Here is a 21,818-nt window from a genome sequence, read left to right as displayed (position 1 = left end):
CGCCCACTTTGACCGACGAGGTACAGCATGCGTCGCCCTATGGTAGCTGGTAACTGGAAGATGCACGGTACCCGCGCCAGCGTCGCTGAGCTGATCAAGGATCTGGGTAACCTGACCTTGCCGAGCGGTGTTGATGTAGCGGTATTCCCGTCTTTCCTGCATATCAATCAAGTGATTGATGGTCTGGAAGGCAAGTCGATCAAGGTCGGCGCGCAGAACGCTGCGGTGGAGCCCAAGCAAGGTGCGTTGACCGGTGAAGTTGCGCCGAGTCAGCTGGCTGAAGAAGGTTGCTCACTGGTGCTCGTGGGCCACTCCGAACGTCGCCAGATTGTCGGCGAGAATGATGAAACACTCATTCGCAAGTTCGCAGCAGCGCAGGCATGCGGCTTGATTCCGGTGTTGTGCATAGGGGAAACCCTTGAGCAGCGCGAAGCCGGTAAAACTCTTGAGGTTGTCGGGCATCAGCTGGGCAGCGTCATCGAGAAGCTGGGTGTTGAAGTTTTTGCAAAGGCAGTAATCGCTTACGAGCCGGTCTGGGCCATTGGCACCGGGCTGACTGCTTCGCCGCAACAGGCGCAGGATGTGCATGCAGCCATTCGCGCTCAGTTGGCGGCAAAGAATTCTGAGGTCGCACAAGGTGTGCGGCTTCTATACGGCGGCAGCGTGAAGGCGGCCAATGCGGTCGAACTGTTCGGCATGCCGGATATCGATGGGGGGCTCATTGGTGGAGCTTCCCTGAATGCAGATGAGTTCGGTGCGATCTGTCGCGCCGCGGGAAACTGAAAAAATGCTGGAAACAGTCGTAGTCGTTTTTCATCTGCTGGGTGCATTGGGCGTAGTTGCTCTCGTATTGCTGCAGCAGGGTAAAGGTGCGGATGCTGGCGCGTCTTTCGGTGCAGGTGCTTCAAATACTGTGTTCGGAAGCCAAGGTTCCTCTACCTTTCTTAGTAAGTTTACTGCTATACTTGCCGCAGGTTTCTTCATAACCAGCTTAGGGTTAGGTTACTTTGCTAAAGAGAAAGCTCACCAGCTGACTCAAGTAGGTTTGCCAAACCCAGCAGTGTTGGAAGTTCCAAAGCAACAACCGGCTTCTGATGATGTCCCGGTGCTTCAAGAGCAAAAGTCGGCTACCCCAGCGACTGACGTGCCTCCAGCTCAAGAGCAAAAGTAAGAAGGGTTTCAAACGTAGTATTGCCGAGGTGGTGGAATTGGTAGACACGCAACCTTGAGGTGGTTGTGCCCATAGGGTGTAGGGGTTCGAGTCCCCTTCTCGGTACCAATTATCAGGAGAGCCCGCTGTTGCGGGCTTTCTTGTAGGTGGAAGGTTACATTGACCCTGTCAAGGATCGGTCGTATACTTCCGCCCCAGCTTTGTCGCGGGGTGGAGCAGTCTGGTAGCTCGTCGGGCTCATAACCCGAAGGTCGTCGGTTCAAATCCGGCCCCCGCAACCAGTTTAAGGAGCCCCTTTTAAGGGGCTTTTTGTTAGCTGGACACTTTCAACGCCGCTGTTCGACGGCGTTTCAAGGATGGGCGTTTCGCCCATTTTTTTATTTTGCATAGCATGCACATACATGCACGAGGGGGTTCAGGTGTCGAGCAAGCTAGAAGAGTTGCAGGCCTTGCTGGCCCCGGTGGTCGTGGCCCTAGGCTATGAATGCTGGGGTATTGAGTTTTCGGCTCAAGGTCGCCACTCAATGTTGCGCGTTTATATCGATAAAGAAGGCGGCGTGCTGGTGGACGACTGTGCCATCGTCAGCCGCCAAATCAGCGGTGTCCTGGATGTTGAAGATCCGATCGCCGTTGAGTACACCCTTGAAGTTTCCTCGCCTGGCATGGAACGCCCACTGTTCACTCTTGAGCAGTTTGCAAAATTTGCCGGTGAACAAGTGAAGATCAAGCTGCGCTCGCCTTTCGAAGGCCGACGCAACTTTCAGGGCCTTCTGCGCGGTGTAGAAGAGCAGGACGTCGTGGTGCAGGTGGAAGACCATGAGTTTCTGTTGCCGATCGATATGGTCGACAAGGCCAACATTATTCCCAGTTTTGACTGAGACGCGGATCCCGCGGATCCAATGGCTTGCGAAAGGCGAGGCGTACGATGAGCAAAGAAGTACTGCTGGTTGTTGAGTCGGTATCCAATGAAAAGGGCGTACCGGCAAACGTAATTTTTGAAGCGCTGGAGCTGGCTCTGGCCACTGCTACCAAGAAACGTTTCGAGGACGAAGTCGATCTGCGTGTGGAAATCAATCGCCACACCGGTGCTTACGAGACATTCCGTCGCTGGACGGTCGTCGAAGAAGCTGACCTGGACGATCCGGCCATCGAAACCTGGCCAAGCAAGGTTGCAGAAACGCATCCGGGTGCCCAGGTTGGTGATGTAGTCGAAGAAAAGATCGAATCCATCGAGTTCGGCCGTATCGCTGCACAGACTGCCAAGCAAGTCATCGTGCAGAAAGTTCGTGAAGCCGAGCGCGCACAGGTTGTTGACGCATATCGCGAGCGCCTGGGTGAAATCATCTCCGGCACCGTGAAGAAAGTGACCCGCGACAACGTGATCGTCGACCTGGGCAACAACGCTGAAGCGTTGCTGGCCCGTGAAGACATCATTTCTCGCGAAACCTTCCGGGTTGGCGTGCGTCTGCGTGCGCTGCTCAAGGAAATCCGCACCGAGAATCGCGGCCCGCAGCTGATCCTGTCGCGTACCGCACCGGAAATGCTGATCGAGTTGTTCCGCATCGAAGTGCCGGAAATCGCTGAAGGCTTGATCGAAGTAATGGCTGCGTCCCGCGACCCGGGTTCGCGCGCCAAGATCGCGGTCCGCTCCAAGGACAAACGTATTGATCCGCAAGGCGCTTGCATCGGTATGCGCGGTTCGCGCGTCCAGGCAGTGTCGGGCGAGTTGGGCGGCGAGCGTGTGGACATCGTCCTGTGGGACGATAACCCGGCGCAGTTCGTGATCAATGCAATGTCGCCAGCTGAAGTGGCGGCAATTATCGTTGACGAAGATGCCCATGCAATGGACATCGCCGTTGGCGCAGACAATCTGGCTCAGGCCATCGGTCGCGGTGGTCAGAACGTACGTTTGGCTAGCCAGTTGACTGGCTGGACCCTGAACGTGATGACCGAATCGGACATCCAGGCTAAGCAGCAAGCAGAAACCGGCGACATCCTGCGCAACTTCATCGACGAGCTGGAAGTCGACGAAGACCTGGCGCAAGTGCTGGTAGATGAAGGCTTCACCAGCCTGGAAGAGATTGCCTACGTACCGTTGGAAGAAATGCTCAACATCGACGGCTTTGACGAAGAAACCGTCAACGAGCTTCGCGCTCGCGCCAAGGATCGTTTGTTGACCAAAGCCATCGCTACTGAGGAAAAGCTGGCAGACGCCCATCCGGCCGAAGACCTGCTCTCGCTTGAGGGTATGGACAAGGATTTGGCGATGGAACTGGCGGTGCGCGGCGTAATTACCCGCGAAGACCTGGCCGAGCAGTCTATTGACGACCTGCTCGACATCGACGGCATTGACGATGATCGTGCCGGCAAGTTGATCATGGCCGCCCGAGCCCACTGGTTCGAGTAATTAGGCGCGGCCTGAGGAGAGAAGTGCATGACGCAAGTCACGGTGAAACAACTGGCCGATGAGGTCAAAACACCGGTAGAGCGCCTGTTGCAGCAGATGCGTGAGGCAGGTCTGCCGCACACCGCCGCCGAAGAACATGTGACTGACAGTGAGAAGCAATCTTTGCTGACTCACTTGAAAAGCAGCCACAAGGCGAAAGTGGAAGAACCACGCAAGATCACGCTGCAGCGTAAAACCACCAGCACCCTGCGTGTTGCTGGCAGCAAAAGCATCAGCGTTGAAGTCCGTAAAAAGAAAGTTTTCGTACAGCGCAGCCCGGAAGAAATCGAAGCCGAGCGCAAACGCGAACTGGATGAACGTCGCGCAGTAGAAAATGCTGCCCGTCAGAAGGCTGAAGAAGAAGCCAAGCGTCGCGCCGAAGAAGAAGCACGCCGCCAGCCTGCTACCGCGCAAAACGCTACTAACGATGCTGTCGCAGCGCCTGCTGCGGTTGCCGAGCCAGTTCGCGAAAGCGCACCGGTTGTGGCGGCTGCACCGGCTCCTTCGGCCGACCGCAAGCCGAACGATCAGCGTCGTCCGGACAAACCACGTGCCGACGATAACAATCGTCGTAGCGGCGGTGGCGATGGCGAGCGCAAAAACGCTCCGCATCGTGCTTCGGTCAAAGAGAAAGCGCCTGCTCCACGTGTTGCGCCACGTACTACCGACGAAGAAAGCGATGGCTTCCGTCGTGGTGGTCGCGGTAAGGCCAAGCTGAAGAAACGCAACGCCCACGGTTTCCAGAGCCCAACCGGCCCTGTCGTGCGTGATGTGCAAATCGGCGAGACCATCACTGTTGGCGATCTCGCGAATCAGATGTCGGTCAAGGCTGCTGAAATCATCAAGTTCATGTTCAAACTGGGTACTCCAGCGACGATCAACCAGGTACTGGATCAGGAAACTGCCCAACTGGTTGCCGAAGAGCTGGGCCACAAAGTGACCCTGGTCAGCGACACCGCCCTGGAAGATTCCCTGGCCGAGTCCCTGAAGTTTGAAGGTGAGACGTTCTCCCGTGCACCGGTTGTGACCGTAATGGGCCACGTCGACCACGGTAAGACCTCGCTGCTCGACTACATCCGTCGTGCCAAGGTAGCTGCTGGCGAAGCCGGCGGTATCACCCAGCACATCGGTGCGTACCACGTTGAAACTGATCGCGGCATGGTCACTTTCCTCGATACCCCGGGTCACGCTGCGTTTACCGCAATGCGTGCTCGTGGTGCCAAGGCGACTGACATCGTGATCCTGGTCGTTGCAGCGGACGACGGCGTAATGCCGCAGACCATTGAAGCGGTCCAGCACGCCAAGGCTGCCGGTGTTCCTCTGGTAGTGGCTGTGAACAAAATCGACAAGCCGGGCGCCGATCTCGATCGCATCCGTAGCGAACTGTCGGTTCACGGCGTGACTTCGGAAGAGTGGGGCGGCGACACCCCGTTCGTATCGGTTTCGGCGAAAGTCGGTACTGGCGTGGACGAGTTGCTCGAAGCTGTTCTGCTGCAAGCCGAAGTTCTGGAACTGAAGGCAACACCTTCGGCTCCTGGCCGTGGTGTTGTGGTTGAATCGCGTCTCGACAAGGGCCGTGGCCCGGTGGCTACCGTGCTGGTTCAAGACGGTACCCTGCGCCAAGGCGACATGGTCCTGGTCGGTTCGAACTACGGCCGTGTACGTGCCATGCTCGACGAGAACGGCAAGCCAATCAAAGAAGCCGGTCCTTCCATCCCTGTCGAGATCCTCGGCCTGGACGGTACCCCGGACGCTGGCGACGAGATGAGCGTGCTGTCGGACGAGAAGAAAGCCCGTGAAGTGGCTCTGTTCCGTCAAGGCAAGTTCCGCGAAGTCAAACTGGCTCGTGCTCACGCTGGCAAGCTGGAAAACATCTTCGAAAACATGGGCCAGGCAGAGAAGAAGACGCTTAACATCGTCCTCAAATCTGACGTTCGTGGTTCGCTGGAAGCGTTGAACGGTGCCTTGAACGGCCTGGGTAACGACGAAGTGCAAGTGCGTGTTGTGGGTGGCGGCGTCGGTGGTATCACCGAGTCCGACGCTAACCTGGCACTGGCCTCCAACGCTGTACTGTTCGGCTTCAACGTGCGTGCCGATGCTGGCGCTCGCAAGATCGTCGAGCAGGAAGGCCTGGATATGCGTTACTACAACGTGATCTACGACATCATCGAAGACGTCAAGAAAGCCCTCACCGGTATGCTGGGCAGCGATGTTCGCGAGAACATCCTGGGTACCGCTGAAGTGCGTGACGTGTTCCGTTCGCCGAAGTTTGGCGCGATCGCCGGTTGCATGGTTATCGAAGGTGTTGTTCACCGTAACCGTCCAATCCGTGTACTGCGTGAAGACATCGTTATCTTCGAAGGCGAGCTGGAATCCCTGCGCCGCTTCAAGGATGACGCTTCCGAAGTACGTGCCGGCATGGAATGCGGTATTGGCGTCAAGAGCTACAACGACGTCAAAGCTGGCGACAAGATCGAAGTTTACGAGAAGGTTCAGGTTGCTCGCAGCCTCTAACTCGCGCACTTCAAGGGCCACGGCGAGCCGCCGCATGCAAGTGCGCGGCACGGCGTCAGGACTCTAAACGCAACGCCCGGTCTGGCTTTTGTCAGGCCGGGCGTTTGCCGCTTTCAGACCCCACGGGTTTCACCGTGTGGCAGTAACAGGTAACAAGACATGGCAAAAGAATACAGCCGTACCCAACGTATCGGCGATCAGATGCAGCGTGAGCTGGCACAGCTGATCCGTCGTGAAGTCAAAGACCCGCGCGTCGGCCTGGTCACCATTACCGCTGTTGAAGTCAGCCGTGACGTCGGTCACGCCAAGATCTTCATCACCGTGATGGGCCAGGACAACGCCGAAGACATCGCACAAAGCATCAAAGTGCTCAACTCCGCCGCTGGCTTCCTGCGCATGCAGTTGGCTCGCGAAATGAAGTTGCGCAGCGTTCCGCAGTTGCACTTCCACTACGACGAAAGCGTCGTGCGTGGCGCGCACCTGTCGGCCCTGATCGAACGTGCGGTGGCTGAAGACAATCAGCACCCGGTTGCGGCTGAAGCCGAAGACACCAAGGAGTAATCGGTGGCTCAGGTCAAACGTATCCGTCGTAACGTCAGCGGCATCATTCTGCTCGACAAGCCGCTGGGGTTTACCTCCAACGCGGCGTTGCAGAAGGTTCGCTGGTTGCTGAACGCCGAGAAAGCCGGGCACACCGGCAGTCTCGATCCGCTGGCCACCGGCGTGTTGCCGTTGTGCTTCGGTGAAGCCACCAAGTTCTCGCAGTATCTGCTCGATTCCGACAAGGCTTATGAAACCCTGGCGCAACTGGGCAAGACCACCACCACGGCGGATGCCGAGGGTGAGGTTTTGCAGGAACGCCCGGTGACCGTTGGTCGCGCCGATGTCGAAGCTGTTTTACCCGGTTTTCGCGGGCAAATCAGTCAGATACCGCCGATGTACTCGGCGCTCAAGCGTGATGGCCAGCCGCTGTACAAGCTGGCCCGTGCAGGCGAAGTAGTGGAGCGCGAACCGCGTTCTGTTACTATTGCGCGCTTGGAATTGCTGGCCTTTGAGGGTGATACTGCGCGCCTTGCAGTGGATTGTAGCAAAGGCACCTATATCCGCACCCTGGTGGAGGATATCGGTGAGCAACTCGGTTGTGGCGCTTACGTTGCTGAATTGCGACGTACCCAGGCCGGGCCTTTCACGCTGGCGCAGACGGTCACGCTTGAAGAGTTGGAAGCGGTACATGCCGAAGGCGGCAACGAAGCGGTCGACCGCTTCCTGATGCCATCGGACAGCGGCTTGCTGGATTGGCCGCTGTTGCAGTTCTCGGAGCACAGCTCGTTCTACTGGCTCAACGGCCAACCGGTACGAGCCCCGGATGCACCGAAGTTCGGCATGGTACGGGTACAGGATCACAACGGTCGTTTCATCGGTATCGGTGAAGTGAGCGAAGACGGGCGCATCGCGCCGCGTCGACTGATTCGGTCAGAATGACCGGAACCAGTTTGGTGTAAAAGCGCAGTAGCTTTTACACAAACTGGGACGAGGGTGGCTGTTAGCAGGCACGGTCACTACTCATTTTTAGATACAGGGATTTGTCCCTGGCCTGTTGAAGCTGTTTCTCTGAAACAGTTTCCTGATAAAAGGATTGCCTCATGGCTCTCGACGTTCAAGAAAAAGCTCAAATCGTAGCTGACTACCAGCAAGCTGTTGGTGACACTGGTTCGCCAGAAGTGCAAGTTGCACTGCTGACCCACAACATCAACAAGCTGCAAGGTCACTTCAAGGCCAACGGTAAAGATCACCACTCCCGTCGTGGTCTGATCCGCATGGTAAACCAGCGTCGTAAGCTGCTGGACTACCTGAAAGGCAAGGATCTGGGTCGTTATCAGGCTCTGATCGGTCGCCTGGGTCTGCGTCGCTAATAAGCGATTGCGCTAGAGGTTGGTTGTCTGCCGTGTGCCAGTGGGTTTCCCGCGGGTGCATGGCAGGCTCCCAGCCTCAAGTTTTATCTGGATACACGTTTTACCCTGGACAGGCGTTGGGCCGATTCCCGACATTGCCCAAGAATTTCGCAAGAAGACAAGTTCCCCAAGAGCCACAAAGAAGGTAGGACACCGTGAACCCGGTAATCAAAAAATTCCAGTTCGGTCAGTCGACCGTTACCCTCGAGACTGGCCGTATCGCCCGTCAGGCCTCCGGCGCAGTATTGGTCACCGTTGACGACGACGTCAGCGTGTTGGTGACTGTCGTTGGTGCCAAGCAAGCCGATCCAGGCAAGGGCTTCTTCCCTCTGTCCGTTCACTACCAGGAAAAGACTTACGCTGCCGGTAAGATCCCTGGCGGTTTCTTCAAGCGCGAAGGCCGTCCTTCCGAGAAAGAAACCCTGACTTCCCGACTGATCGACCGTCCGATCCGTCCGCTGTTCCCAGAAGGCTTCATGAACGAAGTGCAGGTTGTCTGCACCGTCGTTTCCACCAGCAAGAAGACCGATCCGGACATCGCTGCGATGATCGGTACCTCGGCTGCCCTGGCGATCTCCGGCATTCCTTTCGATGGCCCGATCGGCTGTGCACGCGTTGCGTTCCACGAAAGCACTGGCTACCTGCTGAACCCGACTTACGAACAACAGAAAGCTTCGAGCCTGGACATGGTCGTTGCCGGTACGTCGGAAGCCGTGTTGATGGTTGAATCGGAAGCCAAAGAGCTGACCGAAGACCAGATGCTGGGCGCGGTACTGTTTGCTCACGACGAGTTCCAGGTTGTGATCAACGCCGTTAAAGAGCTGGCCGCTGAAGCTGCCAAGCCAACCTGGACCTGGACTCCACAGCCTGAAGCCACCGCTCTGCTGGGCGCGATCCGTGCCGAGTTCGGCGACGCGATCTCCCAGGCTTACACCATCACCATCAAGGCCGACCGTTACGCTCGCCTGGGTGAGCTGAAAGACCAGGTCGTTGCCAAGCTGTCCGGTGAAGAAGGCCAGCCTTCTTCCAGCGAAGTGAAAGCAGCGTTTGGCGAAATCGAATACCGCACCGTTCGCGAAAACATCGTCAACGGCAAGCCACGTATCGACGGCCGCGACACCAAGACCGTACGTCCTCTGAACATCGAAGTCGGTGTTCTGCCCAAGACCCACGGTTCGGCGCTGTTCACCCGTGGCGAAACCCAGGCTCTGGTCGTTGCAACACTGGGCACCGCCCGTGACGCGCAACTGCTGGACACCCTGGAAGGCGAGAAAAAAGACCCGTTCATGCTGCACTACAACTTCCCTCCGTTCTCGGTAGGTGAGTGTGGCCGCATGGGTGGCGCTGGTCGTCGCGAAATCGGTCACGGCCGTCTGGCCCGTCGTTCGATTGCAGCCATGCTGCCTGCTGCCGACGTGTTCCCATACACCATTCGTGTTGTGTCGGAAATCACCGAGTCCAACGGTTCGAGCTCCATGGCTTCGGTCTGCGGCGCTTCCCTGGCCCTGATGGACGCTGGTGTTCCGATGAAGGCACCGGTTGCCGGTATCGCCATGGGTCTGGTTAAAGAAGGCGAGAAGTTCGCCATCCTGACCGACATCCTGGGTGACGAAGACCACCTCGGCGACATGGACTTCAAAGTAGCGGGTACTGCCAAAGGTGTTACCGCGCTGCAGATGGACATCAAGATCAAAGGCATCACCGAAGAGATCATGGAAATCGCTCTGGGCCAAGCCCTGGAAGCGCGCCTGAACATCCTCGGTCAGATGAACCAGATCATTGGTCAGTCCCGCACCGAGCTGTCGGAAAATGCTCCGACCATGATCGCGATGAAAATCGACACCGACAAAATCCGTGATGTCATCGGTAAAGGCGGCGCGACCATTCGTGCGATCTGTGAAGAGACCAAGGCTTCGATCGACATCGAAGACGACGGCTCGATCAAGATCTTCGGCGAAACCAAGGAAGCGGCTGAAGCAGCACGTCAGCGCGTTCTGGGCATCACCGCAGAAGCTGAAATCGGCAAGATCTACGTCGGTAAGGTTGAGCGCATCGTCGACTTCGGCGCATTCGTCAACATCCTGCCGGGCAAGGACGGTCTGGTTCACATCTCCATGTTGAGCGACGCTCGCGTTGAGAAAGTGACCGACATCCTGAAAGAAGGCCAGGAAGTGGAAGTACTGGTACTGGACGTGGACAACCGCGGCCGTATCAAGCTGTCCATCAAAGACGTAGCAGCAGCCAAGGCGTCGGGCGTTTAATCACCCCCGCCTGACCGCTTCAACGTTATAAAAAAGGCCCCGCAGTGAAAACTGCGGGGCCTTTTTTTGTCTGCGATAAACCGAGGTGGAGCTTGCGGTTGCGACTCGCGAAAGCTGTGCTAGGTTTAGCTCACCGCCCGTGTAGCTCAGCCGGTAGAGCAGCGCACTCGTAACGCGAAGGTCGCAGGTTCGATTCCTGTCTCGGGCACCATTGCCGCTGTTATTTCACTTTTCGGCTCAGGTCTTCGACCGTGCGTTTGAGCTGATCCAGTTGATTGTCCTGATCGCTGACTTCCCGCTTCAGGTTGGACAGGTCGCTGGAGCTTGAGCTGGAACTCGAGCCGGCGCTGCGCTTGAGGTCTTCCACCTGGCTGGCGAGCTTCTTCAGGTCGTTGTCCTGATCGCTGACAGTGCGCTTGAGGTTGGACACCTCGCTTGAGCTGGAACTGGAGCTTGAACCGGTGTTGCGCTTGAACTCCTCCATCTGACTGGCGAGTTTCTTCAGGTCTTTATCCTGTTCCTCGACAGTGCGCTTGAGGTTGGATATTTCATTGCTGCTCGAGCCGGTGCTGGTGCCGGTGTTGCGTCTGAGTTCTTCGATGAGGCGCGCTTGTTCGCTGACGGTGGTCTTCAGTTTGTCGATTTCAGCCGTATTGGTTTTAACCGTGCCTTGTAACTTTTCCACCTCGCTGATTTCCAGATTGGTTTTGACCAGTACGGTCTTGCCATAGGAAGTGTGGGTGGCAGTGAGCGTGTCGTTAAACGATGGGTTGTCGGAGCTGAGCTCGATAGCTTGAGCCGTACTGGCCAGTGCCAGGTTGCCGAGCAGCAGGGCAGCCATGCCGGTTGCAAACAGGGTAGACGAAAGCTTTGGGAAATTGCGCATCACCTGAGTTCCTTGTGAAGTGCCTATATGGCACATCGCTATGACTTCGATTTTCGAAACATGTTCCTGAGGGGGCGCAAAAATGACGTGGCCGGGGAGGGCATCCGGTTTTTTGTAGATTTGATGTAAACATGCATATAAATCGTCAGCCAAAGGTCCTATATTCGGAACTTGCATGAGCACCACCGAGCTGTTTTCAGATGATCCCGAATGGTTCTGAAGGCCAGACAAACCGGGCTTTACGCGGTTTTTTGCGTCAGAGAGATCCTTGATGATCCAGATCCATCTTCCATTCCTAAGATCAGCGAGAACCCCATGACCGTTAAAGAATTGACCCAAGAAGCCAGACACGAAGAAGCGCTGAAGAAGTACTTGCTGGAATCGCCCCAGCTCGCCGAAGAGATCAAGGACTTGCCCGCCGACGATCAGAAAGACCAGATCCAGTGGGCGTTCGAGGATGAAGCGGAATCCCAGGGCTTGCAGCCGTGGGAACTGACGCTCAAGTACACCTCGAGCCCGGAAGAATTCGAGGCGGCGCGCCTGGTTCTGCACAAGGAGGCGGCCGAAGTGTTGGGCGTCGAATGGGAAGAGTACTGCGAGATGAATAATCTGGTGGTTTAAAGGCAGCTTCAAGTTTCAAGCGGCGAGCTACAAGTAAAAGCAGAACTGCTTGAAGCTTGTAACTTGCCGCTTGGAGCTGCTCAGAGGCTGAGCCGCATCGACAGGTCGACAGCCTTCACATCCTTGGTCATCGCACCAATCGAAATGTAATCCACACCGGTTTCGGCAATCGGTAGCAACGTGCTTTCGTTGATCCCGCCGCTGGCCTCCAGTTTTGCCTGGCCGTTGTTCAGGCGCACCGCTTCGCGCATGTCATCCAGGCTCAATTCGTCGAGCATGATGATGTCGGCACCGGCCGCCAGGGCCTCTTTGAGCTCATCCAGGCTTTCCACTTCGATTTCCACGGGCTTGCCCGGGGCAATCTTGTGCGCGGCCTTGATGGCTTCAGGGACACCGCCGCAGGCTGCGATATGGTTTTCCTTGATCAGGAACGCGTCATACAGGCCGATGCGGTGGTTATGGCAGCCGCCGCAGGTCACGGCGTACTTCTGTGCCAGACGCAGCCCCGGCAGGGTTTTGCGGGTGTCGAGCAGCTTCACCTGAGTTTCGGCGACGAAGTCCGCCAGGAACTGCGCGCGAGTCGCCACGCCGGACAGCAGTTGCAGGAAGTTCAGCGCGCAGCGCTCGCCCGTCAGCAGCGAGCGCGCCGGGCCTTCGAGGTGGAACAGCGCCTGATTGGGTTTCACCCGTTCGCCATCGCGCACTTGCCAGTGCACCGCGACTCGCGGGTCCAATTGCCGAAAGACGGCATCCACCCACGCGGTGCCGGCGATGACGGCCGCGTCGCGGGTGATGATGGTGGCTTTGGCCAGGCGTTCGGCCGGGATCAGTTGCGCGGTGATGTCGCCGCTGCCGATGTCTTCGAGCAGCGCGCGACGCACGTTGGCTTCGATTTCGGCGGTCAAATCGGCGAGGCGTAGATTCGGCATAACGGGCTCCACAAACAAAGTGGCCCGATTATAGGGCCATGGCGCAGGCCAACCCAAGGCATGCCGAGTGCCCGGATCGCTCTGAAACCTGCATTTGGTCGATTCGCGTGAGCATAGGCGGCAAAACCGGGGTCTGTCCTGTACGTCTATTTCGTTGTGAAGCAAAGAGTCTGCTGGCACAAGCGGCGTGTTTTGCCGATAATCCGCCTTGCATTTGACGTCATAGCTTTGACGTCTCGTTGGGTCCCCGATTATTGAATGACAGCGGGTGGGCAGTGTTCCCCGTTGAGCGCCGGCTGTGAGGCCGGCGCAGTCGATCTTTCTTACCGAACCGAAGACTCACCGTTTCAGGAGGCTTGGATGCACAACGACGGGAATGTAGTGCCTTTGCACAAGGCGGCTACCGACCAGGCGACTCACTCGCCGCTCGCCCGCCTGCCTGTGATTCTGCTTCAGGTTCGCGACAAGGCTGCGCAACAGCTCAGGCATGGTTTGCAGGCGCTGTTCGATAACGCCGACGACACCCTGTTCGAAATGGCCGACCGGGCCCGCAACGACGTCGAACAGAACATTTTCTTCGAAGCCATGCGCGACTTGCGCCTCAAGCGCAAAAGCATCGAGCGCGGGTTTCTTGAGCAATTCTTCGAGGCATTCATCAGCCTCACCCAATACGACGTCACGCAGTCCACCCTGTCCCAGGCCATGGCGTTCGATGCCAGCGCAACGCTGCCCCAGGATGACCTGGAGCGCAACGTGGCGGTCGAGGCGATGGTCAGCAAAGTGCTGAGCCGCGAAGGTTTTGCCCTCGATCAACTGACCACCCGGCTCAGCGTGTTGTTGGGCAAGGAATTGCTCGAACAGCACAACCCGCTGGGCCCGGCGATGCTATGCGAGTATTTCCTCCAGGCCGGGCGCAACCTGGGCGTGGAGATCAAGGTCAAGTTGATCATCCTCAAGCTATTCGAGCGCTACGTGCTCAGCGGCGCCGATCAGCTCTACAGCGAAGCCAATCAACTGTTGATCGCCACTGGCGTGCTGCCCGAACTCAAGCCAGCTCCGGCCAGACGTGCCGCTGATCGCGCGGCGGCCAGTGTGCAGGCCGAACCCGTCGAGACGGTCGCCAGGTCCGGCAGCACGCACATTGATGACAGCGTGCAAGAAGTCTTCGCCGCGTTGCAGGAGCTGTTGTTTCACGTGCGCGGCAGTGTCGCGCCAACCCTCGAAGCCAGCACCCCGGCCCAGCCGATCTCCACCCGCGACCTGCTGCGCCTGCTCTCGCATTTGCAGCAATACGTCCCGACCCTGGCGGCTCAGGACGACTTCGACCTGCGCAACCAGCTCGAACAACTGCTGACCCGGGTCAGCGTCAAGAGCGGCAAGTCGCGGGTGGTCGGTGTCGCCGATGAAGACGTGATCAACCTGATCGCGATGCTCTTCGAATGCATCCTCGATGACCGCAACCTGCCGGATTCCCTCAAGGCGCTGATCGGGCGTTTGCAGATTCCGATGCTGAAAATCGCCGTGCTCGACAAGAGCTTCTTCAGCCGCAGCAGCCATCCGGCGCGGCGCCTGCTCAATGAAATCGCCGCCGCAGCCATGGGCTGGGGCGAGTGCGACGATCATGCGCGGGACACGCTGTACTTGCGCATCGAACAAGTGGTGCAGCGGTTGTTGAACGATTTTGTCGATGACCCGGCGATTTTCTCCGAGTTGCTGGCGGACTTCCTGGCGTTTACCGGTGACGAGCGCCGCCGTAGCGAGTTGCTGGAGCAACGCACCCGCGACGCCGAGGAAGGTCGGGCCAAGACCGAGCTGGCGCGTCAGCGGGTCGAGCAAGCATTGAATGACGCGCTGTTGGGCAAGCTGCTGCCCCAAGGGGTAGTGGCGTTCGTGCAAGAGGCCTGGAGCAAGGTACTGTTGCTGACCTGCCTCAAGCACGGCGATCAGTCCGCCGAATGGCACGCTGATGTGCAGACCATGGCGCAGTTGATCTGGAGCGTGCAGCGCCACGACGAAGCCGATGCCAGCCTGCGCCTGCTGTCGCTGGTGCCGGGGTTGCTCAAGTCGCTGCGCGATGGTTTGAGCAGCTCGGCGTTCGATCCGTTTGCCACCAGCGAATTCTTCGCTGAACTGGAAGCCTTGCACATGCAACTGTTCGAGCGGCCGTCCCAGGAGCCGGCGTCTTCGAGCGATACGCCGGTGATGGTCGAAGTGGTCGAGGAAATCGTCCTGCGCAATGCCGATGAAGGTCCGGTCGAAACGGCTTCGGTGCGTTTACCGGCGGACGATGTCGGGCTGCTCCAGGTCGATCAATTGCGCGTGGGCAGTTGGGTGGAATTTCAGGAAGACGAAGAAAACACCCTGCGCTGCAAACTGGCGGCGATCATCGATGCCACCGGCAAATACATCTTCGTCAACCGCACCGGCATGAAGGTGCTGGAGCGCAGCCGCACCGGGCTGGCCCTGGAGTTTCACCGGGGCGCGGTGCGTGCGCTGGACGATACGCTGCTGTTCGATCGGGCCCTGGAATCGGTGATTGGCAACTTGCGGCGCCTCAATCACGCCAAGTGATCGCGTACCGAGGGTCTATCGCGGCATACTGGGCGCCAACACGGTCGTCGTTGAAGGAACCTGTATGCAGTTGGACCCCGCGAGCGGTTGGTGCCAGGGCGTAAATATTTGCCCCTCGCCCAACTTCAATGCGCGCCCCTCGGATGAAATCTCCCTGCTGGTGATTCACAACATCAGCCTGCCGCCGGCGCAGTTTGCCACCGGCAAGGTGCAGGAATTTTTCCAGAATCGTCTGGATGTCACGGAGCATCCCTACTTTGAAGGGATCGCTGACCTGCGGGTGTCTGCGCACTTTCTGATCGAGCGTGACGGCACGGTTACTCAGTTTGTCTCCTGTCTTGAGCGCGCCTGGCATGCCGGCATCTCGAATTTCGAAGGGCGAGAAGTCTGTAACGACTTTTCCGTGGGCATCGAACTTGAAGGCACAGATGATCTGCCGTTCACCGATGCGCAATACCAGGCCTTGACGGCCCTGACCCGACAGCTGCAAAACGCTTTTACCGGCATCACTGCACAGCGCATTTGCGGGCATAGCGACATCGCCCCCGGGCGCAAGACCGATCCGGGACCGGCGTTCGACTGGGCACGCTATCGCGCCGCTTTGGCTAAAGAGGAACAACAATGAGTTTTCTGGTGTTGCTGCTGGCGGTCTGGATCGAGAAGTTCTCGGCCCTGCGCCATCGGGTTCAACGTGATGGCGGTTGGGTGCGCGAGCTGCACAAGCTGGAAGCCAGCCCGCGCCTGAAGGACCGTTCGTGGCTGGTGTTGGTGCTGTTGGTGTTGTTGCCGGTGGCGCTGCTCGGTTTGCTGCTGGTGGTGCTGGAACCCGTGGCCTATGGTTTGCTGGCCCTGCCGGTGCACCTGTTGGTGGTGATTTACAGTTTGGGTCGCGGCGATCTGCTGGGCGAACTCGGGCCGTTTCGCGACGCCTGGCGCCGGGAAGACCTGCAAGCCGCCGCGCATGTGGCCAATCGCGATCTGAATATCTGCGCCGACAGTGGCGAGCAACTTCTGGAGCGCGTGCAGGCCCATCTGCTGTGGCAGGCCTACCAGAGCTTTTTTGCGGTGATTTTCTGGTACTTCCTACTGGGCCCGGTGGCGGCGCTGAGTTATCGCTTGCTGGCGCTGGCTGAAGAACATGGGCAGAACCCGGCGGTGGTCGAGCGCGCCGCACAACTGCGCCACGCCTTCGATTGGGTGCCGGTGCGGCTGCTGGCGGCAAGTTTTTGCCCTGGTCGGCAACTTTGTCGCGGTCGGTCGGGTGATGCTGCACGAACTGCTGAACTGGAACATCACGGCCGCGCAATTGATCGAAAAGGTCGGACTGGTAGCGGGTGAGATTCCGGCGCCAGTGGTTGGGCCAGATGGCATCAACAGTCTGGATCGCATCTGGGAACTGCTGCTGCGTGCGGCGGTGCTTTGGTATGCCGGGTTTGCGTTGTGGACGGTGTTGCCTTAGGCCTCCAAAGATCATTGTGGCGAGGGAGCTTGCTCCCGCTGGGGTGCGAAGCACCCCCAATACCTGCCAAGGTGATTGATCAGGAAAATCTTGCCCGATTGCTTTGCGACTGCTTCGCAGCCGAGCGGGAGCAAGCTCCCTCGCCACAAAGTCCTCATCAGGCCCATCCTGCCGTTAACCTTAAGTTACAAAACCCCCCTCCGATTTGAGCTATACAGAGATAGCGCCCAATAGTGGCTATCTGCTGTATCTGTGCGCCTGCCAATAAAAATAAGAAATCCAAGGGAGACTTCACAGTGAAGAGCTTGCTCTATCCCGCTGTCGCGCTGATGAACCGCCTGAGTTTCGGCATGAAGTTCAGCCTGATCAGCGTGCTGTTCCTGGTGCCGATGCTGGTGACCAACTTCTACCTGGTGCGCGATTCCTATCGCGAATTTCAGGGCACCCGCGTCGAACTGCAAAGCCTCGACCTGCTGGGCAGCAGCCTGACCCTGCGCCGGGATCTGGAAACCCTGAACAACCTGGTGCAGATCAACGTCACCCTCGGTCAGTCCGGCAAGGCCGGCGATGTCGAGACCAAGATCAGCGCCCTGGAGCAAAGCGTGCTCGCCCGTCTGCAAGGGCTGACGGCGATGAGCACCGACCCGGAACAGGTCACGGTCTTCGATGGCAAACGCGATGAAATGATTGCCGCATTCAAGGTCCAGCAAGCGGAAAACTCCCTGCAAAGCAAAAGTGCGCTGATCGGCAAGTTGCTGGGCAATGCGCAGATTTTCAGCCAGATCATCACCAGTCAGGCCGGCCTGAGTCGCGACAACCAGAGCGACATGCGCCAGCTCAGCGAACTGATCACCAACGTCACCCCGCCGGTCACGCAGATTCTCGGCGAAGGCCGGGCCATGGGCTCGCTGTCCCTGGGGCAGGGCTTTCTCAATTCGGCATCGAGTACGCGCTTCGACGAACTGCTGGCGCAGATCGAAAAGCTTCAGGCTGAATACGGGCTGAAGCTGCACGACGCATTGGGCTCCAGCAAAGCCGCTAACGAATCTCTGGCCGCCCAGGCCGAGAGCAGCAAAGCGTCGCTGAAAAAGGCCAGCGAGCTGTTCGAAGAACAAGTGGTGATGGCCGACACCCTCGATGCACCGTGGCAGGGTTTTTACGATCAGGTCACCGGCCTGATGGACCACACCTACCAGCTCAATGAAGCGACCCTGAAGTTTCTCGGCACCCAGTTGCAGCAGCGCCTGGAGCAGAACCGCACGCACATGGTGATGCAGGCCGTGGCGCTGTCGCTGGTGTTTGTCTTGATCTTTTACCTCTACGGCGGTTTCTACGCCTCGACCCGCACCACCCTCAAGCGCCTGGGCGCGATGATGGACCGAGTGGCGGCCGGCGACATGACCATCACCTTCAGCGCCAACAGCCGCGATGAACTGGGCGAGTTGGGTGAGGTGTTCAACGGCACGGTGAAGAAAATCCATGACTTGATCGAGCGGGTCGGCCAGACCGTCGGCGAAGTCGAGCGCCAGGCCGGGCAAGTGGAAAGCGTTTCCGCCCAGAGCAACCAGGCCGTGGCCGGGCAGCGCAGCCAGATCGAACAGGTCGCCACGGCCATGAACCAGATGTCGGCCACCTCCCTGGAAGTGGCGCGCAGTGCCGCGGCGGCGGTCAGCAGCGCCCACAGTGTCAACGACGAAACCCTCAGCGGTCGCGGGTTGGTGGAGTCCCAGCAGGGCAGCATTGCGGCGCTAGCCACTGAGATCGATCAATCGGTGCTGGTGATCAATCAACTGGCCATCGACAGCCAGTCCATCAGTCGGGTGCTGGACGTGATCAAAAGCATCGCCGAGCAGACCAACCTGTTGGCGCTCAACGCGGCCATCGAAGCGGCGCGGGCGGGGGAGCAGGGCCGTGGTTTCGCGGTGGTGGCGGACGAGGTCCGGACCTTGGCCAAGCGCACCCAGCAATCGACCGAAGAAATCGAACAGATGATCGCCAAGCTTCACGGCGGGGTCGGCGCGGCGGTGAAGGCCATGGGCGTCAGCCATCAAATGGCTAACGGCACGGTGGGACAATCGGAAAAGGTCCAGCAGGCCCTGGAAAATATCCTCGGCGCTGTGGGAATGATCGTCGACCAGAACCAGCAGATCGCCGCCGCCGTGGAACAACAAACCGCCGTGGCCCACGACATCGACCAGAACATCGTCGAAATCAACCGCGCCGGCGAACGCACCGCCGAGGGCGCACACCAGACCGAGCATGCCAGCCGGGCGTTGTCGGCGCAGGTGGTGGAGTTGAAACAATTGATCAGCGCGTTCCGGGTCTGATCAACATCACCAATCCCCTGTAGGAGCAAAGCTTGCTCGCGAAAGCGGCCGTACAGTCAACGTTGATGTTGGCTGACACACCGCCTTCGCGAGCAAGCTTTGCTCCTATAGGGATTGGTGTTGTGTGAGTAGTCTGTAGGACGTATTACCTTTCCCGGTGCGGTGTTTCCTGATTTCGCGCGGGTGCTGGTTTTTGGTCTTCAATAGAGGAAGATCCATGTCTCTAACCTGCCCTGAGGAAGCCCGGTTATGTCCGCTGCCACGCTTGGAATCCTGGGCCGCTGCGCCCATTGCCAGCGCACCCTGTTGCTTGAACCCTGGCAACTCAACGCCATCGCGATCGACGAAACGTTTACCTGTTCTCACTGCGAGAAGGCCCTGCAACTGCGCGACCCCAAGCAGATCAAGCGCTTCAAGTCGCTCGATTCCCTGGCCTGGTTGCGGGCGAGCACGCTGATCATGGTCTGCACCGCGCTGTTGGTGGCGCTGGTGATGGAGTGGGTCGGGTTGCTCAGCGTTGTCGAACAGCTGAATTTTTCGCTATTGGCGATTCTCGTCTACTTCGGCGTCGTCCGGTTCGCCCGGCATCGGCAACACATCACGCTGACGCTGGAGGCCGCCAGGGCCCACGTCGACTGACTACCAGTTGAACAACTCGCAGGCATTCGCCGTACTGACGGCCGCCAGTTGTTCGGGGCTGATCGCCATGATCTGCGCCAGCGCCGTACAGATCGCCGGCAAGTGCGCCGGGCTGTTGCGCTGGCCGGGGAACATGGCGGGCGCCATGTCCGGGGAGTCGGTTTCCAGCACCACTGAATCCAGCGGCAGTTGGGCCAATACGCGGTGCATACGCAAGGCCTGCGGCCAGGTCGCGGCGCCACCCAGGCCGAGTTTGAAACCGAGCTTGATGTATTCCCGCGCTTCTTCCTGACTGCCAGCGAAGGCGTGGATGATCCCCGCGCGCTTCAGGCGAAAGCGTTTGAGCGTGGCAATCACGGCGGCATGGCTGCGGCGCACGTGGATCAGCGCCGGCAGATTGAAATCCACCGCCAGTTGCAACTGCGCGTCGAACAGCGCCTGCTGCCGTTCGCGATCGAGGGTTTCGATGAAATAATCCAGGCCGATTTCGCCCACCGCGCACAGCTGCCGATGGCCGGCCAGCCGCGTCAGCCAGTCGCCAAGCGCCGTCAAATCCTCGGGGCGGTGATCGTCCAGATACACCGGATGCAGCCCGAACGCCGCGTGCAGATCGGGATCGCTCTGCACCAGATCCCAGACCCGCTGCCAATTGCCCTGAAAAACCCCCAACACCACCATCCGCCGCACCCCCAGGGCGCGGCTTTCGGCCAGCAACGCCGTGCGATCGGCGTCGAAGTCCGGGAAGTCCAGATGAGTGTGGCTGTCGATCAGCTCCACGGCTCAGTCCTGCAGAATGCGCTGCTTGAAGGTCCGCGCGATGGCCAGCACGCCGGGTTGGTAATCCGACTGTTCGATGGCGGCCAGGGCCAGCTCCAGGGCTTTGTCGGCGATCAACTGATGTTGCTGGGCCATGGCGTTGACCGGCAACGGCAGGAAATCCAGCAACTGGGTGTCACCGAAGGTGCCGAGGCGCAGCGGGCGGGTTTTCAACGGGAAGTCATGCAAGGCATCGAACACGCCTTGCAGCAGTACGTAGGACGTCGTCACCAGGGCATCCGGCAAATGGCCCAGGCGCTGTAGGAGTTCTTCCATCAACTGCTTGCCGCACTCGCGGCTGAACGACTCGCCGTGTTCGATCAGGATTTCGCCTTTGAACCCCGTCAGAGCCTCTTTAAATCCGGCCGCACGCTCCTGGCTGATGCTCAGCTCGGGACGGGCGCCGATCAGGGCGATCTGCTTGGGCACCGGTTCGAGCAGGCTGCGGGTCAGTTGCAGGCTGGCTTCGCGGTCGTCACTGATCACCGAGCAGAAATGCTCGGGTTCCATGACCCGGTCGATGGCGATGATCGGAATGCCCTTGGCCTGCAACTGGCGATAGCTGTCGTCGTCAGTCGGCAGGCAACTGGCGACAATCAAGGCATCACAACGCCGGGCGCGGAACAGTTTGAGCAATTGCCGTTCACTTTCCGGCGCATCATCAGAACTGGCGATCAGCAGTTGATAACCGCGCGCCCGGGCGCCTTGCTCCAGCAGCTTGGCGATCCGTGCGTAACTGGGGTTTTCCAGGTCCGGCAGGATGAAGCCCAAGGTGCGGGTATGCCGACTGCGCAGCCCGGCGGCCTGAGGGTTGGGCGTAAAGCCATGTTGCTCGACCACGGCGCGAACACGCTCCACAGTCGCGGCGCTGATGCGTTGCTGCGCGGCCTTGCCATTGATGACATAACTGGCGGTGGTAACGGACACACCGGCCAACTGTGCGATATCACTGAGTTTCAACTCGGGATTTCCTTGTTTTTTCGAGCTTGCCCCGACATTTTCGCCAATCCTACCCGATTCGGGCAGGCGACTATTGTCGCAACGCATCCGACAAGTTGGACTTCAAGGATGGGACATTATCGAGTAACGTGCCAAACATTCTAGATTAATCGTTTCAGCAAGCGTATTTTCCGCGTTATAGGGTCCTTTGGCCGGTTCTGCCGCGAAACCGCCAAAAGTCATCATCAAGGGCCTAAGCTGAAACATTCAAAACAATACCTGGCGTC

General features: G+C 58.7%; 18 protein-coding genes, 3 tRNA genes and 2 pseudogenes. 19 read left to right on the top strand and 4 right to left on the bottom strand.

The window, feature by feature from the left end; translation table 11 throughout:
• Positions 1–27 precede the first annotated feature (27 nt).
• The 12 genes from tpiA to ACZ89E_RS18390 all read left to right on the top strand — a co-directional run bounded on the left by tpiA (position 28) and on the right by ACZ89E_RS18390 (position 10,555).
• Positions 28–783: a triose-phosphate isomerase gene (gene tpiA / locus ACZ89E_RS18445; protein WP_149657640.1), complete on the top strand. Its 756-nt coding sequence runs from the start codon at positions 28–30 to the stop codon at positions 781–783.
• Positions 784–787: 4 nt separating this feature from the next.
• Positions 788–1,171, top strand: a complete 384-nt coding sequence (secG, locus tag ACZ89E_RS18440) for a preprotein translocase subunit SecG (protein ID WP_017336473.1) — start codon at positions 788–790, stop codon at positions 1,169–1,171.
• A 22-nt stretch (positions 1,172–1,193) separates the two neighbouring features.
• Positions 1,194–1,279, top strand: a tRNA-Leu gene (locus ACZ89E_RS18435).
• Positions 1,280–1,375: 96 nt separating this feature from the next.
• Positions 1,376–1,452 (top strand) — tRNA-Met (locus ACZ89E_RS18430).
• A gap of 138 nt (positions 1,453–1,590) precedes the next feature.
• Positions 1,591–2,049: a ribosome maturation factor RimP gene (rimP, locus tag ACZ89E_RS18425; RefSeq protein WP_149657639.1), complete on the top strand. Its 459-nt coding sequence runs from the start codon at positions 1,591–1,593 to the stop codon at positions 2,047–2,049.
• A 47-nt stretch (positions 2,050–2,096) separates the two neighbouring features.
• The gene (nusA, locus tag ACZ89E_RS18420) at positions 2,097–3,578 is read left to right on the top strand and encodes a transcription termination factor NusA (RefSeq protein ID WP_008024459.1); all 1,482 of its coding nucleotides are present in this window, start codon (positions 2,097–2,099) and stop codon (positions 3,576–3,578) included.
• A 27-nt stretch (positions 3,579–3,605) separates the two neighbouring features.
• Entirely contained in the window at positions 3,606–6,131 is a 2,526-nt protein-coding gene (infB, locus tag ACZ89E_RS18415) for a translation initiation factor IF-2 (RefSeq protein WP_149657638.1), read from the top strand.
• Positions 6,132–6,290: 159 nt separating this feature from the next.
• Positions 6,291–6,692: a 30S ribosome-binding factor RbfA gene (gene rbfA, locus ACZ89E_RS18410; protein WP_008149016.1), complete on the top strand. Its 402-nt coding sequence runs from the start codon at positions 6,291–6,293 to the stop codon at positions 6,690–6,692.
• A 3-nt stretch (positions 6,693–6,695) separates the two neighbouring features.
• Positions 6,696–7,613: a tRNA pseudouridine(55) synthase TruB gene (truB, locus tag ACZ89E_RS18405; protein ID WP_123405159.1), complete on the top strand. Its 918-nt coding sequence runs from the start codon at positions 6,696–6,698 to the stop codon at positions 7,611–7,613.
• Positions 7,614–7,774: 161 nt separating this feature from the next.
• Entirely contained in the window at positions 7,775–8,044 is a 270-nt protein-coding gene (gene rpsO / locus ACZ89E_RS18400; protein WP_003176135.1) for a 30S ribosomal protein S15, read from the top strand.
• A 194-nt stretch (positions 8,045–8,238) separates the two neighbouring features.
• Positions 8,239–10,344, top strand: a complete 2,106-nt coding sequence (gene pnp, locus ACZ89E_RS18395; protein ID WP_046045794.1) for a polyribonucleotide nucleotidyltransferase — start codon at positions 8,239–8,241, stop codon at positions 10,342–10,344.
• A 135-nt stretch (positions 10,345–10,479) separates the two neighbouring features.
• A tRNA-Thr gene (locus ACZ89E_RS18390) sits at positions 10,480–10,555 on the top strand.
• Positions 10,556–10,564: 9 nt separating this feature from the next.
• On the opposite strand, the gene ACZ89E_RS18385 is transcribed toward ACZ89E_RS18390, so the two are convergent.
• Positions 10,565–11,407, bottom strand: a complete 843-nt coding sequence (locus tag ACZ89E_RS18385; RefSeq protein WP_463259378.1) for a hypothetical protein — start codon at positions 11,405–11,407, stop codon at positions 10,565–10,567.
• Between the two features lie 138 nt (positions 11,408–11,545).
• Here ACZ89E_RS18385 and ACZ89E_RS18380 point away from each other — a divergent pair, with 138 nt between their 5' ends.
• Complete coding sequence (locus ACZ89E_RS18380; protein ID WP_128871926.1) at positions 11,546–11,851, top strand: DUF6388 family protein; 306 nt, start codon at positions 11,546–11,548, stop codon at positions 11,849–11,851.
• An 80-nt stretch (positions 11,852–11,931) separates the two neighbouring features.
• On the opposite strand, the gene nadC is transcribed toward ACZ89E_RS18380, so the two are convergent.
• A complete protein-coding gene (nadC, locus tag ACZ89E_RS18375; RefSeq protein ID WP_476256187.1) occupies positions 11,932–12,780 on the bottom strand; it encodes a carboxylating nicotinate-nucleotide diphosphorylase in 849 nt (282 codons plus the stop codon).
• A 360-nt stretch (positions 12,781–13,140) separates the two neighbouring features.
• Here nadC and ACZ89E_RS18370 point away from each other — a divergent pair, with 360 nt between their 5' ends.
• The 6 genes and pseudogenes from ACZ89E_RS18370 to ACZ89E_RS18345 all read left to right on the top strand — a co-directional run bounded on the left by ACZ89E_RS18370 (position 13,141) and on the right by ACZ89E_RS18345 (position 19,776).
• Positions 13,141–15,351 (top strand): DUF1631 domain-containing protein, encoded by a 2,211-nt coding sequence (locus tag ACZ89E_RS18370; RefSeq protein ID WP_476256186.1) that lies wholly within the window; start codon positions 13,141–13,143, stop codon positions 15,349–15,351.
• Between the two features lie 64 nt (positions 15,352–15,415).
• Entirely contained in the window at positions 15,416–15,976 is a 561-nt protein-coding gene (ampD, locus tag ACZ89E_RS18365; protein WP_149657635.1) for a 1,6-anhydro-N-acetylmuramyl-L-alanine amidase AmpD, read from the top strand.
• Positions 15,973–16,810, top strand: a pseudogene (gene ampE / locus ACZ89E_RS18360) (regulatory signaling modulator protein AmpE). The gene ampD and the pseudogene ampE overlap by 4 nt, the downstream one beginning before the upstream one ends.
• Positions 16,811–17,139: 329 nt before the next feature.
• Positions 17,140–18,231 (top strand): annotated as a pseudogene (locus ACZ89E_RS18355) (methyl-accepting chemotaxis protein); the annotation flags it as partial.
• The gene (locus ACZ89E_RS18350) at positions 18,208–19,137 is read left to right on the top strand and encodes a methyl-accepting chemotaxis protein (protein WP_372242323.1); all 930 of its coding nucleotides are present in this window, start codon (positions 18,208–18,210) and stop codon (positions 19,135–19,137) included. The pseudogene ACZ89E_RS18355 and the gene ACZ89E_RS18350, both read left to right, overlap by 24 nt.
• A 249-nt stretch (positions 19,138–19,386) precedes the next feature.
• Positions 19,387–19,776: a hypothetical protein gene (locus tag ACZ89E_RS18345; RefSeq protein WP_476256185.1), complete on the top strand. Its 390-nt coding sequence runs from the start codon at positions 19,387–19,389 to the stop codon at positions 19,774–19,776.
• Here ACZ89E_RS18345 and ACZ89E_RS18340 read toward each other — a convergent pair whose 3' ends face one another.
• Positions 19,777–20,553: a TatD family hydrolase gene (locus ACZ89E_RS18340; protein ID WP_476256184.1), complete on the bottom strand. Its 777-nt coding sequence runs from the start codon at positions 20,551–20,553 to the stop codon at positions 19,777–19,779.
• A gap of 3 nt (positions 20,554–20,556) precedes the next feature.
• On the bottom strand, positions 20,557–21,552 hold the full coding sequence (gene cra / locus ACZ89E_RS18335) for a catabolite repressor/activator (RefSeq protein ID WP_476256183.1): 996 nt from the start codon (positions 21,550–21,552) through the stop codon (positions 20,557–20,559).
• Positions 21,553–21,818 lie beyond the last annotated feature (266 nt).

The sequence above is a fragment of the Pseudomonas sp. TE3899 genome (assembly GCF_056279105.1).
The sequence above is the reverse complement of the archived record's forward strand: the minus strand, read 5'-3'. Positions and strand labels throughout refer to the sequence as shown.